Origin of the sequence: Vibrio sp. 1CM2L (assembly GCF_023161695.1) — a bacterium.
In the GTDB taxonomy this organism is placed as follows: Bacteria; Pseudomonadota; Gammaproteobacteria; order Enterobacterales; family Vibrionaceae; genus Vibrio; species Vibrio coralliirubri.
This window is the reverse complement of the sequence record NZ_JALNTT010000004.1, coordinates 454,970-476,359: the sequence shown is the minus strand read 5'-3', so window position 1 is coordinate 476,359 and position 21,390 is coordinate 454,970. Positions and strand designations below refer to the sequence as shown.

General features: G+C 46.7%; 21 protein-coding genes. 17 read left to right on the top strand and 4 right to left on the bottom strand.

All coding sequences use genetic code 11. The annotated features are described in order from the left end of the window. Positions 1–243: 243 nt before the first annotated feature. From phnC to MSG34_RS16885, 14 genes are all read left to right on the top strand, one after another. Positions 244–1,056, top strand: a complete 813-nt coding sequence (gene phnC, locus MSG34_RS16950) for a phosphonate ABC transporter ATP-binding protein (RefSeq protein WP_017067518.1) — start codon at positions 244–246, stop codon at positions 1,054–1,056. Between the two features lie 17 nt (positions 1,057–1,073). Beyond that, positions 1,074–2,069 (top strand): phosphonate ABC transporter substrate-binding protein, encoded by a 996-nt coding sequence (gene phnD, locus MSG34_RS16945; protein WP_248338689.1) that lies wholly within the window; start codon positions 1,074–1,076, stop codon positions 2,067–2,069. 60 nt (positions 2,070–2,129) lie between these two features. After that, entirely contained in the window at positions 2,130–2,909 is a 780-nt protein-coding gene (gene phnE, locus MSG34_RS16940; RefSeq protein ID WP_338133202.1) for a phosphonate ABC transporter, permease protein PhnE, read from the top strand. Between the two features lie 68 nt (positions 2,910–2,977). Beyond that, the gene (gene phnF / locus MSG34_RS16935) at positions 2,978–3,673 is read left to right on the top strand and encodes a phosphonate metabolism transcriptional regulator PhnF (RefSeq protein ID WP_248338687.1); all 696 of its coding nucleotides are present in this window, start codon (positions 2,978–2,980) and stop codon (positions 3,671–3,673) included. Continuing rightward, positions 3,674–4,120, top strand: a complete 447-nt coding sequence (phnG, locus tag MSG34_RS16930; protein WP_248338685.1) for a phosphonate C-P lyase system protein PhnG — start codon at positions 3,674–3,676, stop codon at positions 4,118–4,120. It abuts the gene before it with no gap. A 108-nt stretch (positions 4,121–4,228) separates the two neighbouring features. After that, positions 4,229–4,849 (top strand): phosphonate C-P lyase system protein PhnH, encoded by a 621-nt coding sequence (phnH, locus tag MSG34_RS16925; protein WP_248338683.1) that lies wholly within the window; start codon positions 4,229–4,231, stop codon positions 4,847–4,849. Further along, positions 4,834–5,940 carry a carbon-phosphorus lyase complex subunit PhnI gene (locus tag MSG34_RS16920; protein ID WP_248338680.1) on the top strand — a complete coding sequence of 369 codons (1,107 nt, stop codon included), beginning with the start codon at positions 4,834–4,836 and terminating at the stop codon, positions 5,938–5,940. Before phnH ends, MSG34_RS16920 begins: the two co-directional genes overlap by 16 nt. After that, a complete protein-coding gene (locus tag MSG34_RS16915) occupies positions 5,937–6,857 on the top strand; it encodes an alpha-D-ribose 1-methylphosphonate 5-phosphate C-P-lyase PhnJ (RefSeq protein ID WP_050621791.1) in 921 nt (306 codons plus the stop codon). The genes MSG34_RS16920 and MSG34_RS16915 overlap by 4 nt, the downstream gene beginning before the upstream one ends. After that, the gene (phnK, locus tag MSG34_RS16910) at positions 6,854–7,681 is read left to right on the top strand and encodes a phosphonate C-P lyase system protein PhnK (RefSeq protein ID WP_248338677.1); all 828 of its coding nucleotides are present in this window, start codon (positions 6,854–6,856) and stop codon (positions 7,679–7,681) included. Before MSG34_RS16915 ends, phnK begins: the two co-directional genes overlap by 4 nt. A 10-nt stretch (positions 7,682–7,691) precedes the next feature. Next, a complete protein-coding gene (gene phnL / locus MSG34_RS16905; protein WP_248338675.1) occupies positions 7,692–8,417 on the top strand; it encodes a phosphonate C-P lyase system protein PhnL in 726 nt (241 codons plus the stop codon). A 15-nt stretch (positions 8,418–8,432) separates the two neighbouring features. Next, on the top strand, positions 8,433–9,566 hold the full coding sequence (gene phnM / locus MSG34_RS16900; RefSeq protein WP_061038548.1) for an alpha-D-ribose 1-methylphosphonate 5-triphosphate diphosphatase: 1,134 nt from the start codon (positions 8,433–8,435) through the stop codon (positions 9,564–9,566). Between the two features lie 3 nt (positions 9,567–9,569). Then, on the top strand, positions 9,570–10,226 hold the full coding sequence (gene phnN / locus MSG34_RS16895; protein WP_248338673.1) for a ribose 1,5-bisphosphokinase: 657 nt from the start codon (positions 9,570–9,572) through the stop codon (positions 10,224–10,226). Then, positions 10,223–10,984 (top strand): phosphonate metabolism protein PhnP, encoded by a 762-nt coding sequence (phnP, locus tag MSG34_RS16890; protein WP_248338671.1) that lies wholly within the window; start codon positions 10,223–10,225, stop codon positions 10,982–10,984. Before phnN ends, phnP begins: the two co-directional genes overlap by 4 nt. Next, on the top strand, positions 10,981–11,622 hold the full coding sequence (locus MSG34_RS16885) for a DapH/DapD/GlmU-related protein (RefSeq protein WP_050649756.1): 642 nt from the start codon (positions 10,981–10,983) through the stop codon (positions 11,620–11,622). The genes phnP and MSG34_RS16885 overlap by 4 nt, the downstream gene beginning before the upstream one ends. A gap of 83 nt (positions 11,623–11,705) precedes the next feature. Here MSG34_RS16885 and MSG34_RS16880 read toward each other — a convergent pair whose 3' ends face one another. Then, positions 11,706–13,040 (bottom strand): MATE family efflux transporter, encoded by a 1,335-nt coding sequence (locus MSG34_RS16880; RefSeq protein WP_061038534.1) that lies wholly within the window; start codon positions 13,038–13,040, stop codon positions 11,706–11,708. Positions 13,041–13,362: 322 nt separating this feature from the next. Between MSG34_RS16880 and MSG34_RS16875 the strand changes: the two genes are divergently transcribed. Then, positions 13,363–14,478 (top strand): hypothetical protein, encoded by a 1,116-nt coding sequence (locus MSG34_RS16875; protein WP_248338669.1) that lies wholly within the window; start codon positions 13,363–13,365, stop codon positions 14,476–14,478. A gap of 70 nt (positions 14,479–14,548) precedes the next feature. Here MSG34_RS16875 and MSG34_RS16870 read toward each other — a convergent pair whose 3' ends face one another. Further along, entirely contained in the window at positions 14,549–15,526 is a 978-nt protein-coding gene (locus MSG34_RS16870; RefSeq protein WP_248338668.1) for an AraC family transcriptional regulator, read from the bottom strand. Between the two features lie 92 nt (positions 15,527–15,618). On the opposite strand from MSG34_RS16870, the gene MSG34_RS16865 reads away from it, so the two are divergent. Further along, the gene (locus tag MSG34_RS16865) at positions 15,619–16,974 is read left to right on the top strand and encodes a serine hydrolase domain-containing protein (protein ID WP_248338666.1); all 1,356 of its coding nucleotides are present in this window, start codon (positions 15,619–15,621) and stop codon (positions 16,972–16,974) included. Between the two features lie 116 nt (positions 16,975–17,090). Here MSG34_RS16865 and ppsA read toward each other — a convergent pair whose 3' ends face one another. Continuing rightward, positions 17,091–19,463 (bottom strand): phosphoenolpyruvate synthase, encoded by a 2,373-nt coding sequence (gene ppsA, locus MSG34_RS16860; RefSeq protein WP_248338664.1) that lies wholly within the window; start codon positions 19,461–19,463, stop codon positions 17,091–17,093. A gap of 178 nt (positions 19,464–19,641) precedes the next feature. On the opposite strand from ppsA, the gene MSG34_RS16855 reads away from it, so the two are divergent. Further along, positions 19,642–20,475, top strand: a complete 834-nt coding sequence (locus MSG34_RS16855) for a pyruvate, water dikinase regulatory protein (protein ID WP_017060559.1) — start codon at positions 19,642–19,644, stop codon at positions 20,473–20,475. Positions 20,476–20,635: 160 nt separating this feature from the next. Here the strand turns inward: MSG34_RS16855 and grxB are convergent, their stop codons facing one another. Then, entirely contained in the window at positions 20,636–21,268 is a 633-nt protein-coding gene (gene grxB, locus MSG34_RS16850) for a glutaredoxin 2 (RefSeq protein WP_248338662.1), read from the bottom strand. Positions 21,269–21,390: the final 122 nt, after the last annotated feature.

The following is a 21,390-nucleotide window of genomic DNA, read 5'->3' as shown; positions in this document are numbered from 1 at the left end:
AGAACACCAAGACGCAGCGATGTTTATTGAGCTTTTTATTGTCAAATTACTGTGAATTACCTCCGTATATAAGTTGATATTCTCCCGCAAATTCCTTGATTTTTTGGTATTTAAAACAGCGAGTTAAGCTTATCTAGACAAGTTGACTAACCCCTTGAAATATTTCATTTCTGCAAATAAACCGACACGTAACTTTAATATTCAAACGTCAAAGTGGCCTTAAATCAAACAGGGACATTGACGATGAATAACATCATTGAAGTTAAGAAGGTCAACAAAACATTCGGTTCGAACAAGGCACTGAATGGCATCAATTTGACGATTACCAGTCGTAAGATGACGGCGCTACTTGGTCCGTCTGGTTCAGGTAAATCTACACTGCTTCGTCACTTAAGCGGTCTGATCATCGGAGATAAAAGCACCGACTCTCAAATTAACGTGCTTGGCCAAACGGTACAGGCGAACGGTAAGGCAGACAGCAATGTCCGCGACATCCGTGCGCAAGCGGGTTACATCTTCCAACAATTCAATCTCGTTAACCGCTTATCTGTGATGACCAATGTACTGATTGGCGCACTGAGCTCTACACCTAAGTGGCGCACTCTGACGGGTATTTTTACGGTTGAACAACAGCAAGAAGCGCTTGAAGCACTGCGTCGCGTTGGTATGGAAGATTTTGCAGGCCAACGCGTTGGTAACCTATCAGGTGGCCAACAACAGCGTGTCGCAATCGCACGTGCGCTGATGCAGAAAGCCAAAATCATTTTTGCCGATGAGCCAATTGCTTCGCTTGATCCAGAATCAGCACGCATCGTGATGGAGCTGCTTACGGATATCAATCAAAAGGAAGGCATTCCTGTGATCGTAACACTCCACCAAGTCGACCACGCTCTTAAGTATTGCGAAAACATCATCGCGCTTAAAGACGGCCAAGTGTTCTACGAAGGAAAGAGTGCGGAACTGACTAAGCCTCAGCTTGAAGATCTATATCGTTCTAAAAAATCGACAAACACGCCACATATTCAACCTAACGACGTGCTCGCTGCGTCTTTTTAAGTATCAGGGAATTTAAGATGTTTCATTCAATGAAATCAGGAATTAAGAAGGCAGTGACACTAGCAACCGTGTTGATGACGACACTCACTGCTGGCCACGCTTTTGCTAAAGATTCGATTAACTTTGGCATCATCGCTACCGATGCACAACAAAACTTGCGTAGCCGCTGGGAGCCTCTTTTGGATGACCTAGGTAAAGCGTTAGGCATGCCAGTGAACGCCTATTTCGCACCCGATTACGCAGGCATCATTCAGGCACAACGTTTTGGCAAAGTGGATTTTGCTTACTACGGAAACAAGGCGGCAATGGAAGCTGTTGACCGTGCAAATGCTGAAGCCTTCGTTCGTTACATCGATGAAGATGGCTTACAGGGCTATTACAGCTTACTGATTGTTAACGCTGAAAACGACAACATCAACACACTTGAAGATGTTCTAGAGCAACACAAAACCCTCAAGCTTGGTAATGGCGATCCTAATTCTACTTCGGGCTTTCTCGTTCCGAACTTCGAAGCATTTGCCAACAATGGCATCTCCGCGAATGACTTTCACCGCAATGTGACCGCAAGCCATGGCGCTAACGTGATGGCCGTAGCGAATAACCAAGTCGATGTCGCAACTAATCACACCATGAGCCTTATTCGCATTGAAGATCAGAACCCTGAGCTGTTTAGCAAGCTGAAGGTGGTTTGGCAGTCAGAGCTCATCCCATCAGATGTGATTACCTACCGCAAAGACTTAGAAGAAGGCTTGAAACAAAAGGCGCGTGATTTCTTCGTGAGCTACGGCGAACAGCCTGAGCAGCTTAAAAACCTAAATCAACTGGCTTGGTCTGGCTTTGCTGCTACCGATAACAACCAACTGCTGCCTATTCGTCAAATGGAAGCGTTTAAGAAGCTGGTTGAAGCGGAAAACAACAGCAACCTTAGCGAGAAAGTGAGAGCCGATCGTATGGCGCAATACCAAGCCGAAATCGACCAGCTGCAAACAGAAATTGATGCGCTGAAAGGTTAATCCAATTCCCATGCGCCGCTGTGGGCGGCGCTATAAAAGAGTATGAGAACAATGACTGCAATGACTCAACGTTACGAGCCTTCATCAAAGCTGTCGATTAAAAACGGCGTGATTGCTGTGATAGCACTACTGGTCCTTAGCTGGGCGTGGCAAGGCGCAGAAATGGCACCAATGATGTTCTTCGAACACCCAGAGAACATGGTTCAGCTCGGTAAAGACTTTTTCCCAGCTGACTTTAGTGAAAGCAACGTCTACTTCAGCGAAATGCTGGTGACGATTCAAGTGGGCATCTGGGGAACCGTGCTATCGATTCTGTTAGCGATTCCATTTGGCATTCTGAGTGCTGAAAACCTGATGCCAAGCTGGGTGACATTTCCAATTCGTCGATTGATGGACTGTTTACGCGCTATCAATGAAATGGTGTTTGCGATGCTGTTTGTCGTGGTTGTCGGATTAGGGCCATTTGCAGGCGTGATGGCGCTGTTCATTCACACAACTGGCGTGCTTGCCAAGCTCTTTGCTGAAGCGATTGAAGCGATTGAACCTGGACCGATGGAAGGTGTGAAAGCGACAGGCGCGAATCCTATCGAAGTGATTCTTTACGGTGTGATTCCACAGGTGTTGCCACTTTGGATTTCATATTCACTGTACCGCTTAGAGTCGAATATCCGCTCTGCAACGGTTGTCGGCATGGTTGGCGCAGGCGGTATCGGTGTGCTGCTTTGGCAATCTATTTCAGGTTTCCAGCTGCAACAAACCGCAGCAATCATGGCGATTGTTATTGTGACGGTAAGCATTATCGACTTCGTTTCTCAAATCATCCGTAAGAAGTTTATCTAGGCATCTCAGATGCCTATTTAACCAAACTTGTCTAGATAAGTGATTGAATTTTAGGAAAGGAAACCCTTATGCCCGTTTACTTAGATATTGCCTCAGAGCTTGAAAAGGAAGTGAAAGACCACTTTGTGCCAGGTGACTACTTACCACCTGAATCCAAATTGGCTGAGCGCTTTGCAGTAAACCGTCACACGCTTCGCCGCGCAGTCGATGAACTCGTGTCAACGGGCTTGATTCAACGCCACCAAGGCAAAGGCAACATGGTGATTCGTCAGCCAAGTGAATATCGACTTCACTCAGGAGCACATTTCACCAAGAACCTGATTGAGCAAGGTGCGATGCCAAGATGTGAGGTGCTTCAGTCTCGTCTTATCAATGTACCCCCAAAGATTGCGGGCTACTTGAAGATTGAAGAGGGGATCAAGGTTATCCACATCCGTACCCTGAGAAAAACCAGAGATACACCGAGAACCATCATCGACCACTACCTACCCAATGTGGCGTGGTGGCCGATTCTCAAGAACTTCACTAACGGTTCTCTTCACCAATTTATTCAGCGTGGCTTGGATACTGATTTAGAGCGAAAAGAGACTCGAGTGGGCGCGAAAATCCCAACCAATGAAGAGTGTCGTTTGTTGCAAATCAGCACCAGTACACCGCTACTCAAAATTAAAACCACCAATGTAATCAAAGGCACGCAAGTGATAGCGGAATTTTCAAGTTCGAACACTCGTGCCGATGCAACCGAAATTGTAATGGAGCACTAAATGACAGCTTTGAAAGAGCGACAAAAGTGGATGTCAGTACTCGCGCAGAGCCAGTTTTCAGAATTGAAAACGCGCTGGGAAGCTTTAGGGCTAGACGCGGAATACGCAATGGTTCGCCAACCAGAGATTGGTTTAGCACAAGTGCGTGCACGTATGGGCTCAACAGGCCGTCAGTTCAACATGGGGGATGTCACGATTACTCGCGCCGTCATCAAGCTAACGAGTGGAGAGCTTGGTTACAGCTACCTACAGGGGCGAAGCAAGCCTCATGCAGAGCTAGCAGCCGTCGTCGATGCCTTGATGCAAAGCGGACAACAAGCCGAAGTGCTCAACACGCAACTGATTGAGCCTTTGGCAGCGATGAAACATGAACGAGACAGTCAACGTCGCCAAGAAGTGGCTTCAAGCAAAGTGGACTTTTTTACCATGGTCCGCGGAGAAGACTAGGTCTACGACGAAAACTGGCTTAGTTAAGAAAAAGCTTCGCAAGCAAGCCTAAGAACCCATGTCATTCAAGAATAAGATTAACGAATTAAACAGGTTAGAACGAATTCAATGAGTATGATTTCTCCTGCATTTCAAGATGCAGTTCATGACAGTCAGCAGTGCTTTCGATTGCTGCTCAAGGCGATGTCTGAACCCGGTACCGTCGTAACACTAAATCGTTGCGAAGGCTTTGGTTCAATGATGAGTGCAGCCGCTCAAACGCTACTTTCCATGGCCGACAATGCAACGCCGATCTGGCTATCTTCGACATTAAAAGCTGATCACGCGGTCACTGAAAACATCAAGTTTCACATTGGCGCACCGATTGTCGAACAGACTCAACAATCGAGCTTTGCTGCGATTTCAGCACAAGATCTACAGGGTGTTGATTGGTCAGAACTGACATTCAATCTCGGTAACGAAGAGTACCCAGATACCTCAACAACAGTTGTGATAGAGGTTGATAGCTTAACGTCTGGAACTGAGCTGTCTCTGAGTGGCCCGGGTATTCAAAGTGAACAAGCTGCGTTTTTTAGCGGATTACCGGCGGGCTTTATTGCTCACCTTAAAGAACGTCAATCATTGGTGAAGTTCCCATTAGGTGTCGACTTTATCTTTGTGGCGAACCAGCAAGCGCTGTGTTTGCCTCGTACAACTAAAGTGGAGGCGACAACATGTACGTTGCTGTAAAAGGTGGTGAAAAGGCCATTAGTCTTGCGCACCAACTGCAAGCGAAGAAGCGTCGCGGTAATCCTGATTTACCAGAATTAAGCGTTGAACAGATTCAAGAGCAGCTGTCAGGTTCGGTAGACCGAGTGATGACGGAAGGCGGAATTTATGACAAACAACTCGCGGCATTAGCCATCAAACAAGCCGCAGGCGATTTGGTTGAAGCTATCTTCTTGTTGCGCGCCTATCGCACCACGTTACCTCGCCTGATCACTGCGCAACCCGTTGATACCAATACAATGCGAATTGAACGTCGTATTTCAGCAACCTATAAAGATTTACCGGGCGGTCAGATCTTAGGTCCAACCTACGATTACACGCACCGCTTATTGGATTTCAGCCTGCTTGCCGAAGGGGAAACACCGCAGATCCCTACGCAAGATGTGACTGACTCTGAACCTTGCCCTCAGGTGCTAGGCATTCTTGAAAACCTCGACATGATGTTGACCGAAGAAGATGACCAACAAGTACCAGAAGACATCACTATGAACCCGGTGAACTACCCATGTAACCGCAGCGCACGCCTACAAAACTTGGTGCGCGGCGATGAAGGTTTCTTATTGGCACTGAGCTACTCAACCCAACGTGGCTATGGTCGTAATCACCCATTCTCGGGCGAGATTCGTACGGGCTTTTCAACGCTATCGATTGAGCCTGAAGAGTTAGGTTTCAGCATCGATATTGGTGAAATTGAACTGACAGAGTGTCAGATGATCAATGGCTTTGTTGGTAATAAACAGAACAAAGCTAAGTTGACTCGCGGCTACGGCTTAACATTTGGTGCGACTGAGCGTAAAGCAATGTCGATGGCATTGGTTGACCGTTCTTTGCAAGGCGCAGAATACGATGAGCCTGTCGATGGCCCAGCTCAAGATGAAGAGTTTGTGCTTTCTCACTCAGACAACGTAGAAGCCGCAGGCTTTGTCTCTCACCTTAAACTTCCTCACTACGTCGATTTCCAAGCAGAACTGGAACTGCTGAGAAAAATGCACAAAGAGCACGATGAATTGATGGCTCAGCCAGGTAATGACGAACAAGGAGGTCAGTCATGAACACAGCAACGCTTAATGCACCGATAGGTAACGATTCAGCGCCATTCAATACTGAAGAAACAGCATCTCAGAGCCCAGTAGGTGCGACAGGTTACAACTACGGCTACCTTGATGAGCAAACCAAGCGCATGATTCGTCGTGCTTTGCTTAAAGCGGTTTCCATTCCGGGTTATCAAGTGCCATTTGGCGGTCGCGAGATGCCAATGCCTTACGGTTGGGGAACGGGAGGTGTGCAGATCACCGCTGCAATAATCGGCCAACCTGACACGCTTAAAGTGATCGACCAAGGTGCAGATGACACAACAAACGCTGTGTCGATTCGTGAGTTCTTCAAGTCCATCGCCAGTGCAAACACGACTGAAAAAACTACAGAAGCGAGCATTATTCAGACTCGTCACCGTATCCCTGAAGTTGATCTTCAAGAAGATCAGATCTTGGTGTATCAGGTGCCGATCCCAGAGCCTCTGCGCTTTATTGAACCACGTGAAACTGAGACTCGTAAAATGCATGCGCTGCAAGAGTACGGAATCATGCACGTCAAACTGTATGAAGACATAGCTCGTTTTGGACACATCTCAACAGCTTACGCTTACCCAGTGCGAGTAAACGATCGCTACATTATGGATCCATCGCCAATTCCTAAATTCGATAACCCTAAAATGGACAATATGGCCGCATTGCAATTGTTTGGCGCGGGTCGTGAAAAGCGTATTTACGCCGTTCCTCCTTACACCAAGGTTCAAAGTCTAGATTTTGAAGATCACCCATTTGAGATTCAACAATGGGACGAGCCATGTGCGATTTGTGGTTCGACGGATACTTTCCTTGATGAAGTCGTTATGGATGACCAAGGCTCACATATGTTCGTGTGTTCAGACACGGATTACTGTCGCGAACAACAGGAGAACAACGCATGAACGCTGTGACTAACATGAAACACGAATGGAACCAGTCAGAGCAGCCTCTGTTGTCTGTCTCTAATCTCACTAAGCTTTATGCGCCGGGTAAGGGCTTTCAGAACGTATCTTTTGACCTTTTCCCTGGAGAAGTGTTGGGCATTGTGGGTGAGTCGGGCTCGGGTAAAAGTACCTTATTGAAGTCGCTTTCTGGCCGTCAAACCCCAGACAGCGGTGAAGTGATTTACTTGCGTGGTGACGCAGATAAGCAAATCTCACAACTGGAAGATTTATACCAAATGGCAGAAAGCCAACGTCGTCACTTGCTGCGCACAGAGTGGGGCGTAGTGCATCAACATCCAATGGATGGCTTGCGAGGTCGAGTATCGGCGGGCGGCAACATTGGTGAGCGCCTAATGGCAGTGGGCGAATGTAACTATGGCGAAATTCGTGAGAAATCCGCGAAATGGCTCGGTGATGTTGAGATCCCAACGGATCGAATGGACGACATGCCGACGACTTTCTCTGGCGGCATGCAGCAGCGATTACAGATTGCTCGCAACCTTGTGACTCATCCGAAGTTGATCTTTATGGATGAGCCAACTGGCGGTTTGGATGTGTCGGTACAGGCTAAGTTGCTCGATCTTCTTCGCCGTTTGGTCACAGAGCTTGAACTGGCCGTGGTGATCGTAACCCACGATCTTGCTGTGGCTCGCTTGCTTGCCCATCGACTCATGGTGATGCGCCGCAGTGAAGTAGTAGAAAGCGGCCTTACTGATCAAGTGCTTGATGATCCTCAACATCCATACACACAACTGCTAGTTTCTTCTGTATTGCAGAATTAAGGACGATGACATGAATACCAAATTAACCGTAAACAACGTCAGCAAAACCTTTGTGCTGCACAATCAAAATGGTGTTGAACTGCCAGTTCTCACTGGCGCGAACTTCTCAGTAGACAGTGGTGAATGTGTGGTTCTGCACGGTCACTCAGGTTCTGGTAAATCAACTCTGTTACGTGCGCTTTATGCCAACTACCTAGTGGACTCTGGCTCAATTAACGTTGTACACCAAGGCAGTACGCTCGACCTTGCGAAGGCAACCCCAAGAGAAATCATCAACGTGCGCAAGCACACCATAGGTTGGGTGAGTCAGTTCTTACGTGTGATTCCACGTATCAGTGCACTGGAAGTGGTGATGCAACCTATGTTGGAAATGGGTGGCTGCGCGCAAGAAGCACAAGAGAGAGCTAAGTTACTGCTGACTCGCTTAAACGTACCTGAGCATTTGTGGCACTTAGCGCCTGCCACCTTTTCTGGTGGTGAACAGCAGCGTGTAAACATCGCACGTGGTTTTATTGTTGATTATCCAATCCTACTGCTTGATGAGCCAACGGCTTCGCTTGATGCAACCAACAGTGCGGTGGTCGTGAGTTTGATTGAAGAAGCCAAAGCGAGCGGCGCTGCAATCATCGGCATCTTCCATGACGAAGCAACACGAGATTTGGTCGCTGACCGCCTGTATGACGTGAAGCTGCAAAAAGACATTTCACCAAAACAACTCACCATAGCGTGTGCGTAAAGGGAGCTGACGCAAATGATTATTACCAACGTAAATCTGGTGCTTGAAAATGAAGTAGTGCGTGGCTCGGTTGAGTTGCGAGACGGCGTGATCGCCAACATGTCTGACTCGACAAGCCAGCTTCCGGGTGCCTTTGATGGTGAGAATGGCTTCTTGATGCCGGGTTTAATTGAGCTGCATACCGACAATCTAGAGAAGTACTTCACGCCAAGACCAAAGGTAAACTGGCCACCGCTTTCGGCAATGAGCGCGCATGATACTCAGCTGATTGGATCGGGCATCACCACGGTGCTTGATGCGGTTGCTTTAGGTGACTACCGAGATGGCAATCGCCAAGAGAATCTCGACCAGTTTATTAATACCGTAGCCGAGAGCCAGAAACGTGGTTTAACCCGTGCCGAGCACCGTATTCACTTGCGTTGTGAAGTGCCGCACTCGACCACCGTTGGTTTGTTTGAGCGTTACGTGAATATGCCAGAAGTACAGTTAGTATCTTTGATGGATCACGCACCGGGTCAGCGTCAATTTGTGAACATTGATAAGTACCGTACTTACTATCAGGGCAAGTACAACATGACGGATGCTGAAATGGCGGCCTACGAAAAAGACCAGGTTGCTCAATCACAGCGTTGGTCGAAACAGAACCGTGATGAGATCACCCGTCAGTGTCGTGATTTGAACATTCCAACCGCAAGCCATGACGATGCAACTAGCGCGCATGTGACGGAATCTAAAGAGTTGGGCATGGTTATCGCAGAGTTTCCAACCACAGTTGAAGCGGCAAAGCGTTCTCACGAATTGGGCTTGAAGGTAATGATGGGTGCGCCAAACGTAATTCGTGGCGGTTCGCACTCGGGTAACGTCGCAGCGCATGAACTGGCATCATTGGGCGTGTTGGATATTTTGTCTTCTGATTACTACCCAGTGAGCTTGTTAGACGCGGTATTTACGCTAGTGAATGATGAGCGCAATAACCTCGATGTAGCACAGGCGGTGCAATTGGCGACATTGAACCCAGCACAAGCTCTTGGCTTAACGGACCGTGGTGTCATCGCAGAAGGTAAGCGTGCTGACTTGGTGCTAGCGCATCGTTTGGATGATCACCAGCTGGTATCTCGTGTGTGGCGTGAAGGCAAGAAGGTATTCTAATCCATGTCTAAAGGTTACTCATTTGATGTGAATGGGGTGGTGAACGCTGCCCCTAAAGCTGACAAACCGGGTCAGCTTTATTACGTAATTGGCCCTTCTGGTGCGGGGAAAGATTCAATTATCTCAGCGCTAAGAGAGCAGTTTGTTAAAGACTTGGTGGTCGCTCATCGCTACATCACACGTGCGGCCGATGCTGGTGGCGAAAACCACGTAGAGCTCAGTGATGATGAATTCTTCATTCGCTATTCACGCAATATGTTCGCGATGAGTTGGCAAGCGCACGGCATGAGTTATGGCATTGGCCAAGAAGTGTATCAGTGGATGGATGCCGGCTTGAGTGTCGTGGTTAATGGCTCACGTGCGTATTTGGATGCGGCAAGAGAGTTGTTTGGCGAACGATTAGTCCCCGTTGTGGTGAGCGTTAACCCCGAGGTGTTAGAAGCACGCTTGCGAGCTCGAGGACGAGAGAGTGAAGCGCAGATAGCCCTTCGCTTACAACGTGCGGCAGACTATTGTATCGATTCAGCATCAGGCTCATCGGCTCTCAATAATACGCTGTGTATTGATAATAGCGGTACCCTTGAACAAAGCATTGCGCAGTTTGCCCGTTTAAAAGAACAAGCTGAAAGGCTCGCAGAACCCATAGGTGGTGTCGCATGAAGCTAACCATGTTAGGTACAGCCAACAGTGCGATGGTACCGGTTTATGGGTGTGATTGTTCGGTGTGTAGTGCTGCCCGCGAAGACTCAAATTTGAGGCGTGAAAAGTCATCGGCTTACCTTGAACATAATGGTAAGTTTTTACTACTGGATGCCAATGCTCCTGATCTTATGTGCCGTTTTCCTGCGGGCTCGATAAACAAGATCTTATTGACTCATTACCACATGGATCATGTCCATAGTTTGTTTGATCTTCGCTGGGGCGCTGGCGATAAGATCTCGGTGATTTCACCGGATGACCCGCTTGGCTGCGACGATCTTTATAAACACCCAGGTATCTTGGACTTTTCCCTGCGAGCACAAGCATTTAAATCATTTGATTGGCAGGGAATCACCATCACGCCTGTGCCACTCAATCACTCTAAACTTTGTCTTGGTTATTGCTTTGAATTTGATGGCAAGCGCTTCGCTTATTTAACCGACACGGTAGGGCTGCCAAAACAAACTGAGCGTTGGTTGAAGGAGTTTCCCGTTGATTGGTTAATTACCGATTGTAATTACCCGCCAATTGAAGACCCTCAAGCTAGCCTAAACCACAACGACTTCCACCATATTTTAGACATCGATGAAACCTGTCGCCCCACAAATCTGGGCTTGATTCACGTCAGCCACCACATGCTTGGCTGGGCTGAGCAACATCCACAAGCCTTTTCAGAGCGACTGCGCATTCTCAACGATGGCGAGGAGATAACCCTATGAGCCAACCACTTTCCCCTACCTTAAACAGTGAACCTAGCGTTGCTGAAAGTAGTAAACTGCACAATGTTGAACTAGGGCGTTGGACTGAAATAGCTGACCGTTGCGTGCTAAATAACGTACAAGTCGGAGACTACAGTTATATCCAAAACGACTGTAATTTGATGTTTACCGAGATTGGTAAATTCACGTCCATCGCTGCGGCGGTTCGCTTAAACCCGAGCAATCATCCGTGGTGGCGTCCAACGTTGCATCATTTCACTTATCGCCCTGGCAAGTATCAGCTAGGTGAAGATCCTACTTCCTTGGACGATGAGGTGTTCTCGTGGCGTGAGGAAGACAAAGTGCACGTTGGACACGATGTGTGGATTGGTCACGGCGTGATTGTTCTTCCGGGTATTACGATTGGCAATGGTTCTATCGTTGGCGCGGGTAGCGTGGTGACCAAGGACGTACCGCCATACTCGATTGTGGTTGGTAACCCTGCCAAAGTGCTGCGCCCTCGGTTTGACGACCCTAGTTATGCCGAGCGCTTAGAAAGCCTTGAATGGTGGCATTGGGATGATGAAAAACTCGCTGAGGCTTTGCCACTTTTCCAAAAAGACTGCGGCGAATTTTTGAGTCACTTTGAGCAAGTTTAAACTCGATATCCTTTAAATCTTAAAACGAAAAAGCAGCCTAAGTGGCTGCTTTTTCGTTCGTAACGCTCTAGCTGTTCAATTAGCTATTTGGCTAGCTTAGCTTCGACTTGCCCAAGTGCTCGCTGGTACATAAACCATGCACAAGTGCCGGCAAGTACATTACCTACCATGGCACCCCAGAATAGGCCTTCAATGCCAGCAAGCTGCGAACCAACCCATAAACAAGGTAAGAAGAAAGCAAACAGGCGCAGTGCTGATATCGTCAAGGCAGTATAAGACTTGCCAAGCGCATTAGAGATAGAAACCATCAGCATACAGATGCCCAAAGGCCCTAAACTGATAGGAACGATAAGTAAGTGGTAGTTCAAAATGGTCGAGACTTCGTCTTCGCTGGTCATGAGATTTGCCAACCCGCCAGAGAACACCCAAGTTACTAGTGCGATCACCAATTGGAACCCTAATACGAACATCACGGCAATCTTGACGAGCTTGCGTATGTTTTCTAGGTTCTTTTCTCCCAACATTCGGCCAATCATAGGTGGCATCGACATAGTAAGAGCAAGCACTGCAACAATCGAAAAGAATTCAAAACGTGAACCTAGCGCCCAAGCCGCAACGGCTGCAGTACCGTAGCCAGCAAGCAGTTTGGTGGCGAGCATCGAAGATACTGGTGGCAGCAGTTGACTGATCATCGCAGGCCCCATGATGTTTCCTATAGAACGAATACTCTTGCCGATATCAAGATCGTGCCAGTCGAATGTCATCCAATGCTTCTTAGTCACCTTAGGAGCAACGATAAAAATACCGGCACCGAACGCTAAGATGGTCGCAATCGCGGCTCCGTTGATACCCATGTCGAGCGTGAAGATGAAAATCGGGTCCAATATCAAGTTGATGATACTGGTGGCGATCATCATCGAACCGGGCAGCATGGTATTACCATTGGCACGACACACACTGTAGAAAAAGTAGAGCAGTGCGCCTGTCCAAGAGCTTACAAGCCAATATATCCAGTAAGAATCAATGATCGGCAATACCGTCGGTGGCGCATCCAGGAGTTGTAAAATAGGACTACGAAGTAGGTAGATGATGACGGAGAACAGCGCAACACTCACACTGCCCATCGCAACCACTAACCCACCGAGCTGTTTGGCGTAGCGTGTCTCGTTGGCGCCAATCGCTCTCGCGATCACAGCTGTTGTCGCAATCCCTAGCCCGACCTGAATGCCGATAATGATCATCTGAATTGGTAGCGTGAAACCTTGAACCGCGAGCGGCAGCACGCCTAGCTGGCCAATAAAAGCACTGTCTACAAGCTGGAAGCTCATCAGGGAGAGCACCCCAAACAGCATTGGCCATGTCATTGTATAGAGTTGTCGGCCAAGAGAAGGCGAGGGAGTTGCGGTCGTAGAATTCATAACACTCTTATCAGTCTTGAAGGTAGGTTTGTCGTAGTGACAATCCACTCAATGAAGAATTGCGTAAAGGATAACGTAACGTCAGCTCGATACCAATAAATGTTACCCGATCTAAACATATTACCTATGCGTGTTTTCAGTAGGTTCGGTGCATTCTGCACTGTGACTTTATGGAAGCACCTCTCAAACCTTATTTATTTTATAGACTTATCGAAGTTGGCTAATGTAATTATCAAACCCATAAACTAATATCGTTGGAGAGAAAAGGAATTGCGAGTCAGCAAGCACATTTTTAAATGCATATTGGAGAGGGAGCCAAAATATGCCAGGGACAGAAGAAATTCAGATCAGCCAAGAACAAGTGAGAAAGAATAAAGCCAAGGTTCTGGCGAAGATAAACCAGCAAGGGATTATGTCTCAGGGTTTTCGTTTGGTTAATGTCAAAGATTACCAACAGAAGTTACAAGCTCTAAAACAGAAAGTCGAAAACTTCGATTACATGAATGACGCCAATAAGCAGCAAGATCAGGTCATTCTCGACATCATGACTCAGAAAGAGAAAATTCATAATTACTTGGATGAATCATCGAGTCAGAAGTTAGGGAGCGGTAACCTAGATTTTGGTTCTCGAAATCAGGTCGCGAATGCCACGCTCAAGAAAAAGCAGCTGTTCATGATGTTTATGGAAACGGTTGAGGCGCAAGAAGCGCTCAGAGAGTTTGCTGTTAAAGTCGCTTCAGTATGTAACGGCACACTCAAACAGCCTCCGGGTGCTTATCTAGGCGTAAAAGATTTCCACGGCGCGCTGGATAAAATTACCAATCGAAAACGTCACTACGATATTGGCGATCTCAAAGATGCCGCTCGTATGACCATCGTATTCGAGAATATGGACGATATGATCGTAGCCAAGGCGATGATCATTTTGACCAAAGAGTTTATTGAGCTAAAACACCACCAGTCTGCGATGAAAGATCGCTACGGTACAAGCCAAGGCGACAATGCAAAATTCAACTGCGGAGCAACAGACGCCGGTTACAAAGACATTAAGTTCTTCTTAAAAATGGCCAACGGACATATCGGTGAATTGCAGCTCAATACCAAGAATATGATGGTGGCGAAAAAGAACGGTCACATCATCTATGACATCCTTCGAGATGGAGGCAATCTTGATAAGGCATTCACCATTACCAATACTGAGGTGCTTGCCAAGATAAGTCGTAATATGAGTGAAAAATGGTTCAACTTTATGAACACTCGAGTACCTAAAGCGAGAGATGATTTGATGGCTGTACAGCAGTTGGTTGATCGCTTGAGAGCGAACCTTGGAAGGGGGCAGAACTCACTTCAAGTCAGCTTAGAAGAGATAGCGATATTGTCTCGTGTCAGCCTCTATATCTATGAGCAAGGTGATAACGCCAGAGCTTTATTAGAGTAGTCAACTGGTATTGAGAGCTACTATGAGTCCGGTTACTTGACCGGACTTTTGGGTTTTTGAGCCTCGGTTTTTAATAATCTCTTTTATTGCTTCGATAGCTCGGTGCAGTGATTCCAACCCAACCTTTGAATGCGCGATTGAAATTACTTAAGTCGCTGTAACCCACTTGCCAACTGATGTCTTGAACAGAAAGGTCTGTCTGTTCGAGTAGCTGTTTTGCTTTGGCTTCTCGAACCTGTTCTTTGGCTTCTTTAAAGAGAATGTTTTTGCTCTTTAGGTTTCTCTGCAGCGTTCGTTTTGTCATACCGAGCATGGTCGCAAACCACTCAATATTGAACCAAGGTAGAGTCGCATAGGTGTCTATTAATATCTCGACGGCGTGATGCCAATCTTGGGTACTATTTCGTTCTGAAATGGCCCTATAATCATCGGGCAGCGGAATCGAGAACGCACCGTATTGCTGTTCAAACTGAATATCAGAATCAAAGAAATGCTTAGGTAATTTACGTGCGCTGTTGTGCTTAGAGACCAACTTGGCGTGTGATGGTTGCCAGCGACTGTCAATGAACTTACGACAGAGGCTAATCACGGTCAGGGCGCGAAACCATTCGGCTTGTTCAAAACCTGAGGTCGATGGGTGATAGCAACTTCGATGACACAGCCACCACAATCCATCGCTTTTTTCCGTCCATATGGTGACGTGATTACTTAAGGTCGATATTTCAGTAATCAAGCAACGTACCGCTTGCTCTAGTGACGTGCATTGTTCAATTTTTCGGTTTAGCTCAGGTGACAATTGTTCTAGAGAGGCTTTACGTCCAACCTCAATCCCTATCGAATAGCCAAACTTACGCTCAAGGCCATGAATGAAGCGAATTACGTCTTGTGTAGGAAGCCATTGATTGGATTGTGTCAGCTCAATAGGTAGACCGCACGCAACGGCGACGGTGCGCCAATCCAGTCTATGTTTGTCACAATACTGAATATATGGAGCAATGTTACTGGTCGAAGTGAGCAGTATGCTGGTGGTGTTCGATGATGCTTTCATTGTTTTGTGCCTACCATTAAATGTCACCAAGTGACCTAATTAAGTGTAGCGCATCTCCCTATACTTCTCCTAACCCAAACAGGAGAACAATTATGAAACTTAAACATATTGCCGTTCTAGTATCGTTAGCGACCGCATCATCATTTGCTCTTGCAGCAAACCCAGTTGAAGAAGCTCTAAAAGTTGAAGGTGCTCAAGTTACCTTGACCGTGAAAGAGGCGAGCACAGCATTTACCCCAAGTTTTACTGACTCAGCTCGTGAGTTATTCAATAACTTTCATTGGCAGATGGGCGGCGACCACAGCGTTTACTACAACATGCACATGAGTGAGTTTCTACCAACGGCACTGGCGGCTCCAAACGAAGAGTACAAGCCTTTAGTCAAAAATATCGACCCACGACTCGCTGCACTCAAAGTTAATACTGAAAGCAAAGGTCAGTTGACAATGGATGAGTACTTGGCGGATGAACAGTTCCGTACCCAAGGCTTTATGTTGATTCACAAAGGGGAGATCGTTTACGAAGCTTACCCAGGTATGAAGCCGACAGATACGCACGTTTGGGCATCTACAGCAAAAACGACGGTTGGCACAGTGATCGCAATGTTAGTGGAAGAGGGCAAAGTCGACCCTGAAAAAGAGATCGCTGAGTATGTTTCTGAATTGAAAGGAACGAACTGGGATGGCATCACAGTACACCAAGTTCTGAACATGTCGACCGCGCTAGATAATGAAGAGACATTAGAGTCTATCTTGAACCCAGACTCTGATGTGGTGCGTTTCTTTGCTGCATCGTTCAACTCACCTCGTGCAAAAACGGGTGAAATGGAAACTTGGATGGAAGTGGCTCAAGGTGCACAGAAACTGGAAGGTGAAAAAGCCGGTGACCATTTCCGTTACGCATCTATCAACACCATGGTGCTGACTAAGTTAGTTGAAAACGTTGAAAACAAAACTTGGACTCAAGTATTCGAAGATCGTGTTTGGTCAAAAGTGCACGCACGTCAACCAATGCAATTCAACTTGACGCCAGATGGCATGGCGATCGCGGTTGGCTTGGTTTCATCAACGGTAGAAGACATGGCTCGCTGGGGAACACTATTTACACCTAGCTGGAAAGCGGTGGCCGATGAGCCAGTGGTTTCACAAGCTGTGATTGATCGTATCCGCAACGGCGGTGATCCAAAAGCATTCGTAGGTACTAGCAAAGAGAGCAGTTCCCTGCACGCATACAACGAAAAAGCAGACTACAACGCATACCAATTTGATTTCATTTTCAATGACGGTGCAATGTCGAAAAGTGGCAACCTAGGCCAATTTATTTACATCGATCCTGCACGTGACTTTGTGGGTGTGATGTTCTCAACCAACCCATACCACTCAGGTTTTGGTGAGAACAAAGGCCCAGCACTAATGCGTTCAGCAGCTAAACTACTTGCTGACAAGTAATGTCTGTGGCTGAGCAAGCTAGAAACTAGAAACAACAGCCAATAAAGAAAAAGCCAGTCGCAATGACTGGCTTTGTTGATTTTACTTTTCGGTGTTTCTATTTGGGTGGCTAAGCGTTATTTATTCGCTACGTTACCTAGCTTCAACCACGTGTCGATAACCGTATCTGGGTTTAGTGAAACTGAGCTGATGCCTTGCTCCATTAACCACTCTGCTAGGTCGTCATGGTCAGATGGGCCTTGGCCACAAATACCCACGTACTTACCCGCTTTGGTTGCTGCATCGATCGCCATTTTCAGCATTGCTTTCACGGCTGGGTTACGCTCATCGAAGAGGTGTGCAACGTCACCTGAATCTCGGTCGAGGCCAAGTGTCAGTTGTGTCATGTCGTTTGAACCAATAGAGAAGCCATCGAAGTACTTCAAGAACTCATCAGCCAAGATTGCATTCGATGGTAGCTCACACATCATGATGACTTTCAGACCTTGGTCGCCACGGCGTAGGTCGAACTTAGCCAGAATGTCGATAACCGATGCCGCTTCACTTGGTGTACGAACGAATGGAATCATAATTTCAACGTTCTTAAGACCCATCTCATTACGAACACGTTTGATTGCTTGAGTTTCTAGCTCGAAACAGTCTTCGAATACTGGCGAGATGTAACGAGATGCGCCACGGAAGCCCAGCATTGGGTTCTCTTCATGTGGTTCAAACGTTTTGCCACCTACAAGGTTGCTGTATTCGTTCGACTTAAAGTCAGACATACGTACGATCACACGCTTAGGCCAGAATGCAGAAGCGATAGTCGCGATGCCTTCTGTTAATTTGCTTACGTAGAAATCGATAGGATCTTTGTAGCCGCGAATACGTTCGTTGATTTCCGCTTTTAGCTCATCCGTTTGCGCATCGAAGTTAAGCAGCGCTTTAGGGTGAATACCGATCATCTTGTTGATGATGAATTCAAGACGAGCAAGGCCAACACCTTCGTTTGGAATCTGCGCGAAGTCGAAGGCGCGATCTGGGTTACCCACGTTCATCATGACTTTGGTTGGCAGCATTGGTAGCTCATCAACCTCAGAACGTTTGATTTCAAAGTCGAGTTCGCCGTTGTAAACGTAGCCTGTTTCGCCTTCTGAACATGACACTGTCACGGTATCGCCATCCTTTAGGCTGCTTGTTGCTGTACCACAACCAACAATTGCTGGGATACCAAGCTCACGAGCGATGATTGCAGCGTGGCAAGTACGGCCGCCACGGTTAGTGACAATCGCAGACGCTTTTTTCATAACAGGTTCCCAATCTGGGTCTGTCATGTCTGTTACCAATACGTCGCCTTCTTGAACCAGTGACATTTGGTCTAGTGAATCAACCAAGCGAACTGGGCCAGAACCGATGCGTTGACCGATAGCACGACCTTCAACCAAGACGTCCGCCTTGTTATTTAACTCGTAACGCTCGATAACGTTTTGGTCGCTTTGAGAACATACGGTTTCTGGGCGAGCCTGAACGATGTAAAGCTTGCCGTCGATGCCATCTTTCGCCCACTCAATGTCCATTGGACGTTGGTAGTGCTTCTCGATGATCATCGCTTGTTTTGCTAACTCTTTGATCTCTTCATCGTTGAGTGAGAACTCGTTACGCTCTTGAGTGTCAGTGTCGATAATATCAACTTGCTTACCGATCTCTTGATTGGTCGAGTAGATCATCTTGATCAACTTAGAACCAAACGTCTTTTTAACGATTGGGTAGTGACCCGCTTCTAACATTGGCTTGTGAACGTAGAACTCGTCTGGGTTCACAGCACCTTGTACAACCATTTCACCCAAGCCCCAAGAAGAGGTGATGAATACCACTTGGTCGAAGCCAGACTCAGTATCAAGCGTGAACATCACACCTGAAGAGGCTTTGTCTGAACGAACCATGCGTTGGATACCCGCAGACAGTGAAATACCACGGTGGTCAAAGCCTTGGTGTACACGGTAAGAGATAGCGCGATCGTTAAAGAGTGAAGCGTAAACGTGCTTAGTTGCTTCGAGTACAGCATCTATGCCTTTCACGTTAAGGAAGGTTTCTTGCTGGCCTGCGAAAGAAGCATCTGGAAGATCTTCTGCGGTTGCCGATGAACGAACCGCTACAGACAATTCTTCGTTGTCTTCAATTAGCTCACGGTAGTTCTCACGGATATCTTGCTCTAGTGATTCTGGGAAGGGTGCATCTAGAACCCATTGTCGAATCGTTGCACCTGTCTTACGCAGTGCGTCAACGTCTTCAACATCAAGTTCATCAAGTAGTTGGTGAATGCGCTCATCAAGACCTTTGTAATCAAGAAAGTCGTTAAACGCATAAGAGGTGGTAGCAAAACCATTAGGTACAGAAACACCAGCATTGGACAGGTTAGAAACCATCTCGCCCAGTGAAGCGTTCTTACCGCCGACTTTGTCGACATCTTCCATGGATAGGCCATTGAACCATAGGGTATTATTTTGCATTTATTTCTCCAGAAACATAGCAAGCATTGTAGGGAATTAAAGGCAAACGATTACGTATCAGTTTAAAAAAATGTAAATTATTTTCTAAAGCTGTGGGGGACGTAATAGTCAGCAGGGTTTCGTTATATATATTATGGTTCCCATCCTACTCAAAATAATTTTAAACATTAAATAAAAAATGCAAATTGATATCCAAAGTCGTGATGTATTCTATGTTTCTGATGGAACGGCCATAACATGTGAGACTTTAGGGCATGTTGTTCTAGGTCAATTCCCTTTCAAAGCCAATGAAAAAACCTTTCCGTTTGTGGAAAGTGAGGACAAACTTTCTGATTTATTAAAAGAGATTGAAATTTCGTATCGTGATACCGGATTAGAACCGCTAGTGTTCTTTTCGATTGTGATACCTGATATCAAAACCAAATTGCTAGAAGCGCCCGCGCACTGTTATGACGTGTTAGAGAGCATCGTGCAGAAAGTACAGGATGACATTCAGATGGCGCCTGTTCCTAAGTTGCAGCGTTCACGCAGTGTAAACAAGGATTCGGTGAAGTATTTCGACCGTATTGCTGCGATTGAGTACACGCTCGCGCATGATGATGGCATCACGCTAAAAGGGCTGGAAGAAGCCGATATCATCTTGTTGGGTGTTTCTCGAAGTGGCAAAACACCAACAAGTTTGTATATGGCGATGCAGTTTGGCTTACGCGTAGCAAACTACCCATTTATCCACGATGACTTGGCACGCTTAAAGCTGTTGCCAGAGTTTGAGATCTACCGACATAAGCTGTTTGGTTTGACCATTGATGCAGAAAGGCTCACTGAAATTCGTGAGAACCGTTTAGCAGGCAGCGAATACGCCAGTGACTCACAATGTTTGTATGAATTGCAAACGGTAGAGGCGATGTTCCGTCGAGAAGCGATACCTTACATCAACACCTCTTCACTATCGGTTGAAGAAATTTCGACACGAATCTTGGAGCGAACAGGTTTGAGAAGGCGTCTGCTGTAAGACAAAGCCTTAGAGAAATAGAATGGCCAGATAAAAGAAAATCGAAGCTCGCAGTTTACACCTGAGAGCTTCGATTTTTTGTTTGTGCTCGTTGTAGTCGCTTGCGAATCAGAGCTTGTTTTCTTAATCAAAGTTTGCTTTCTTAATCAGAGATAGCTTTCTAGCGAAGTAAAGACAGCTTTAGCGTTTCGCTTTTCTTTTCTAACCAGCGTTCAAGTGCTGGTGGCCAGCTGATGCTTGGTTCTACGCAAAAGCCACGAAGCATCGAGAAATACACCGCTTGATCGATTAGAGGTAGTGATGACTCACCATTCTCTAGATCCAGTAATAGCTCGGCATCTTTCAGTAATGGGTTAATCAGTTGAACGAACTGAGGCGTCTTTTCTAACAGCTCTTCAAAGTTAAAACCTTCGGTCTCTTTACTGGCACGCCAAGCTTCTTTAGCTCCAGCAGAGCGATATTCAGCCAAGTCGAGGTTCCACCAACGTGGGCGTCCAATCTGTTGAGTAAGAGGGAATGCGCGAGTTTGGAACGCCGTCACTTGCTCTGATGGCACACGCTGTTCATCGCTTGATTTCAAGTCCAGGAAGTACGCGATGATATCTAGGCTCTCAGCCATGATAGAACCGTCGTCTTTTTGTAAGATGGGTACCATCTTTTTACCGATCAGATCGATAAGGGTTTGGGCATCATCATAATCGACAGAAACAAGCTCAATGTTCAAGCCTAGCGATTGAGCAATGTAGGAGACTCTTGCACAGAAAGGGCAGTGGTCGTAAATGTAAAGCTTCATAGCTTCCCTCGTTCGGGTCTTTCTTAGTATAAGATGATGCTAATGTACCAGAAACTTTCGCAGACAATAAGCCTTTGTTAACAAGAACTATTCACTGCGATTAAGTGCTCGGGGATATCAAG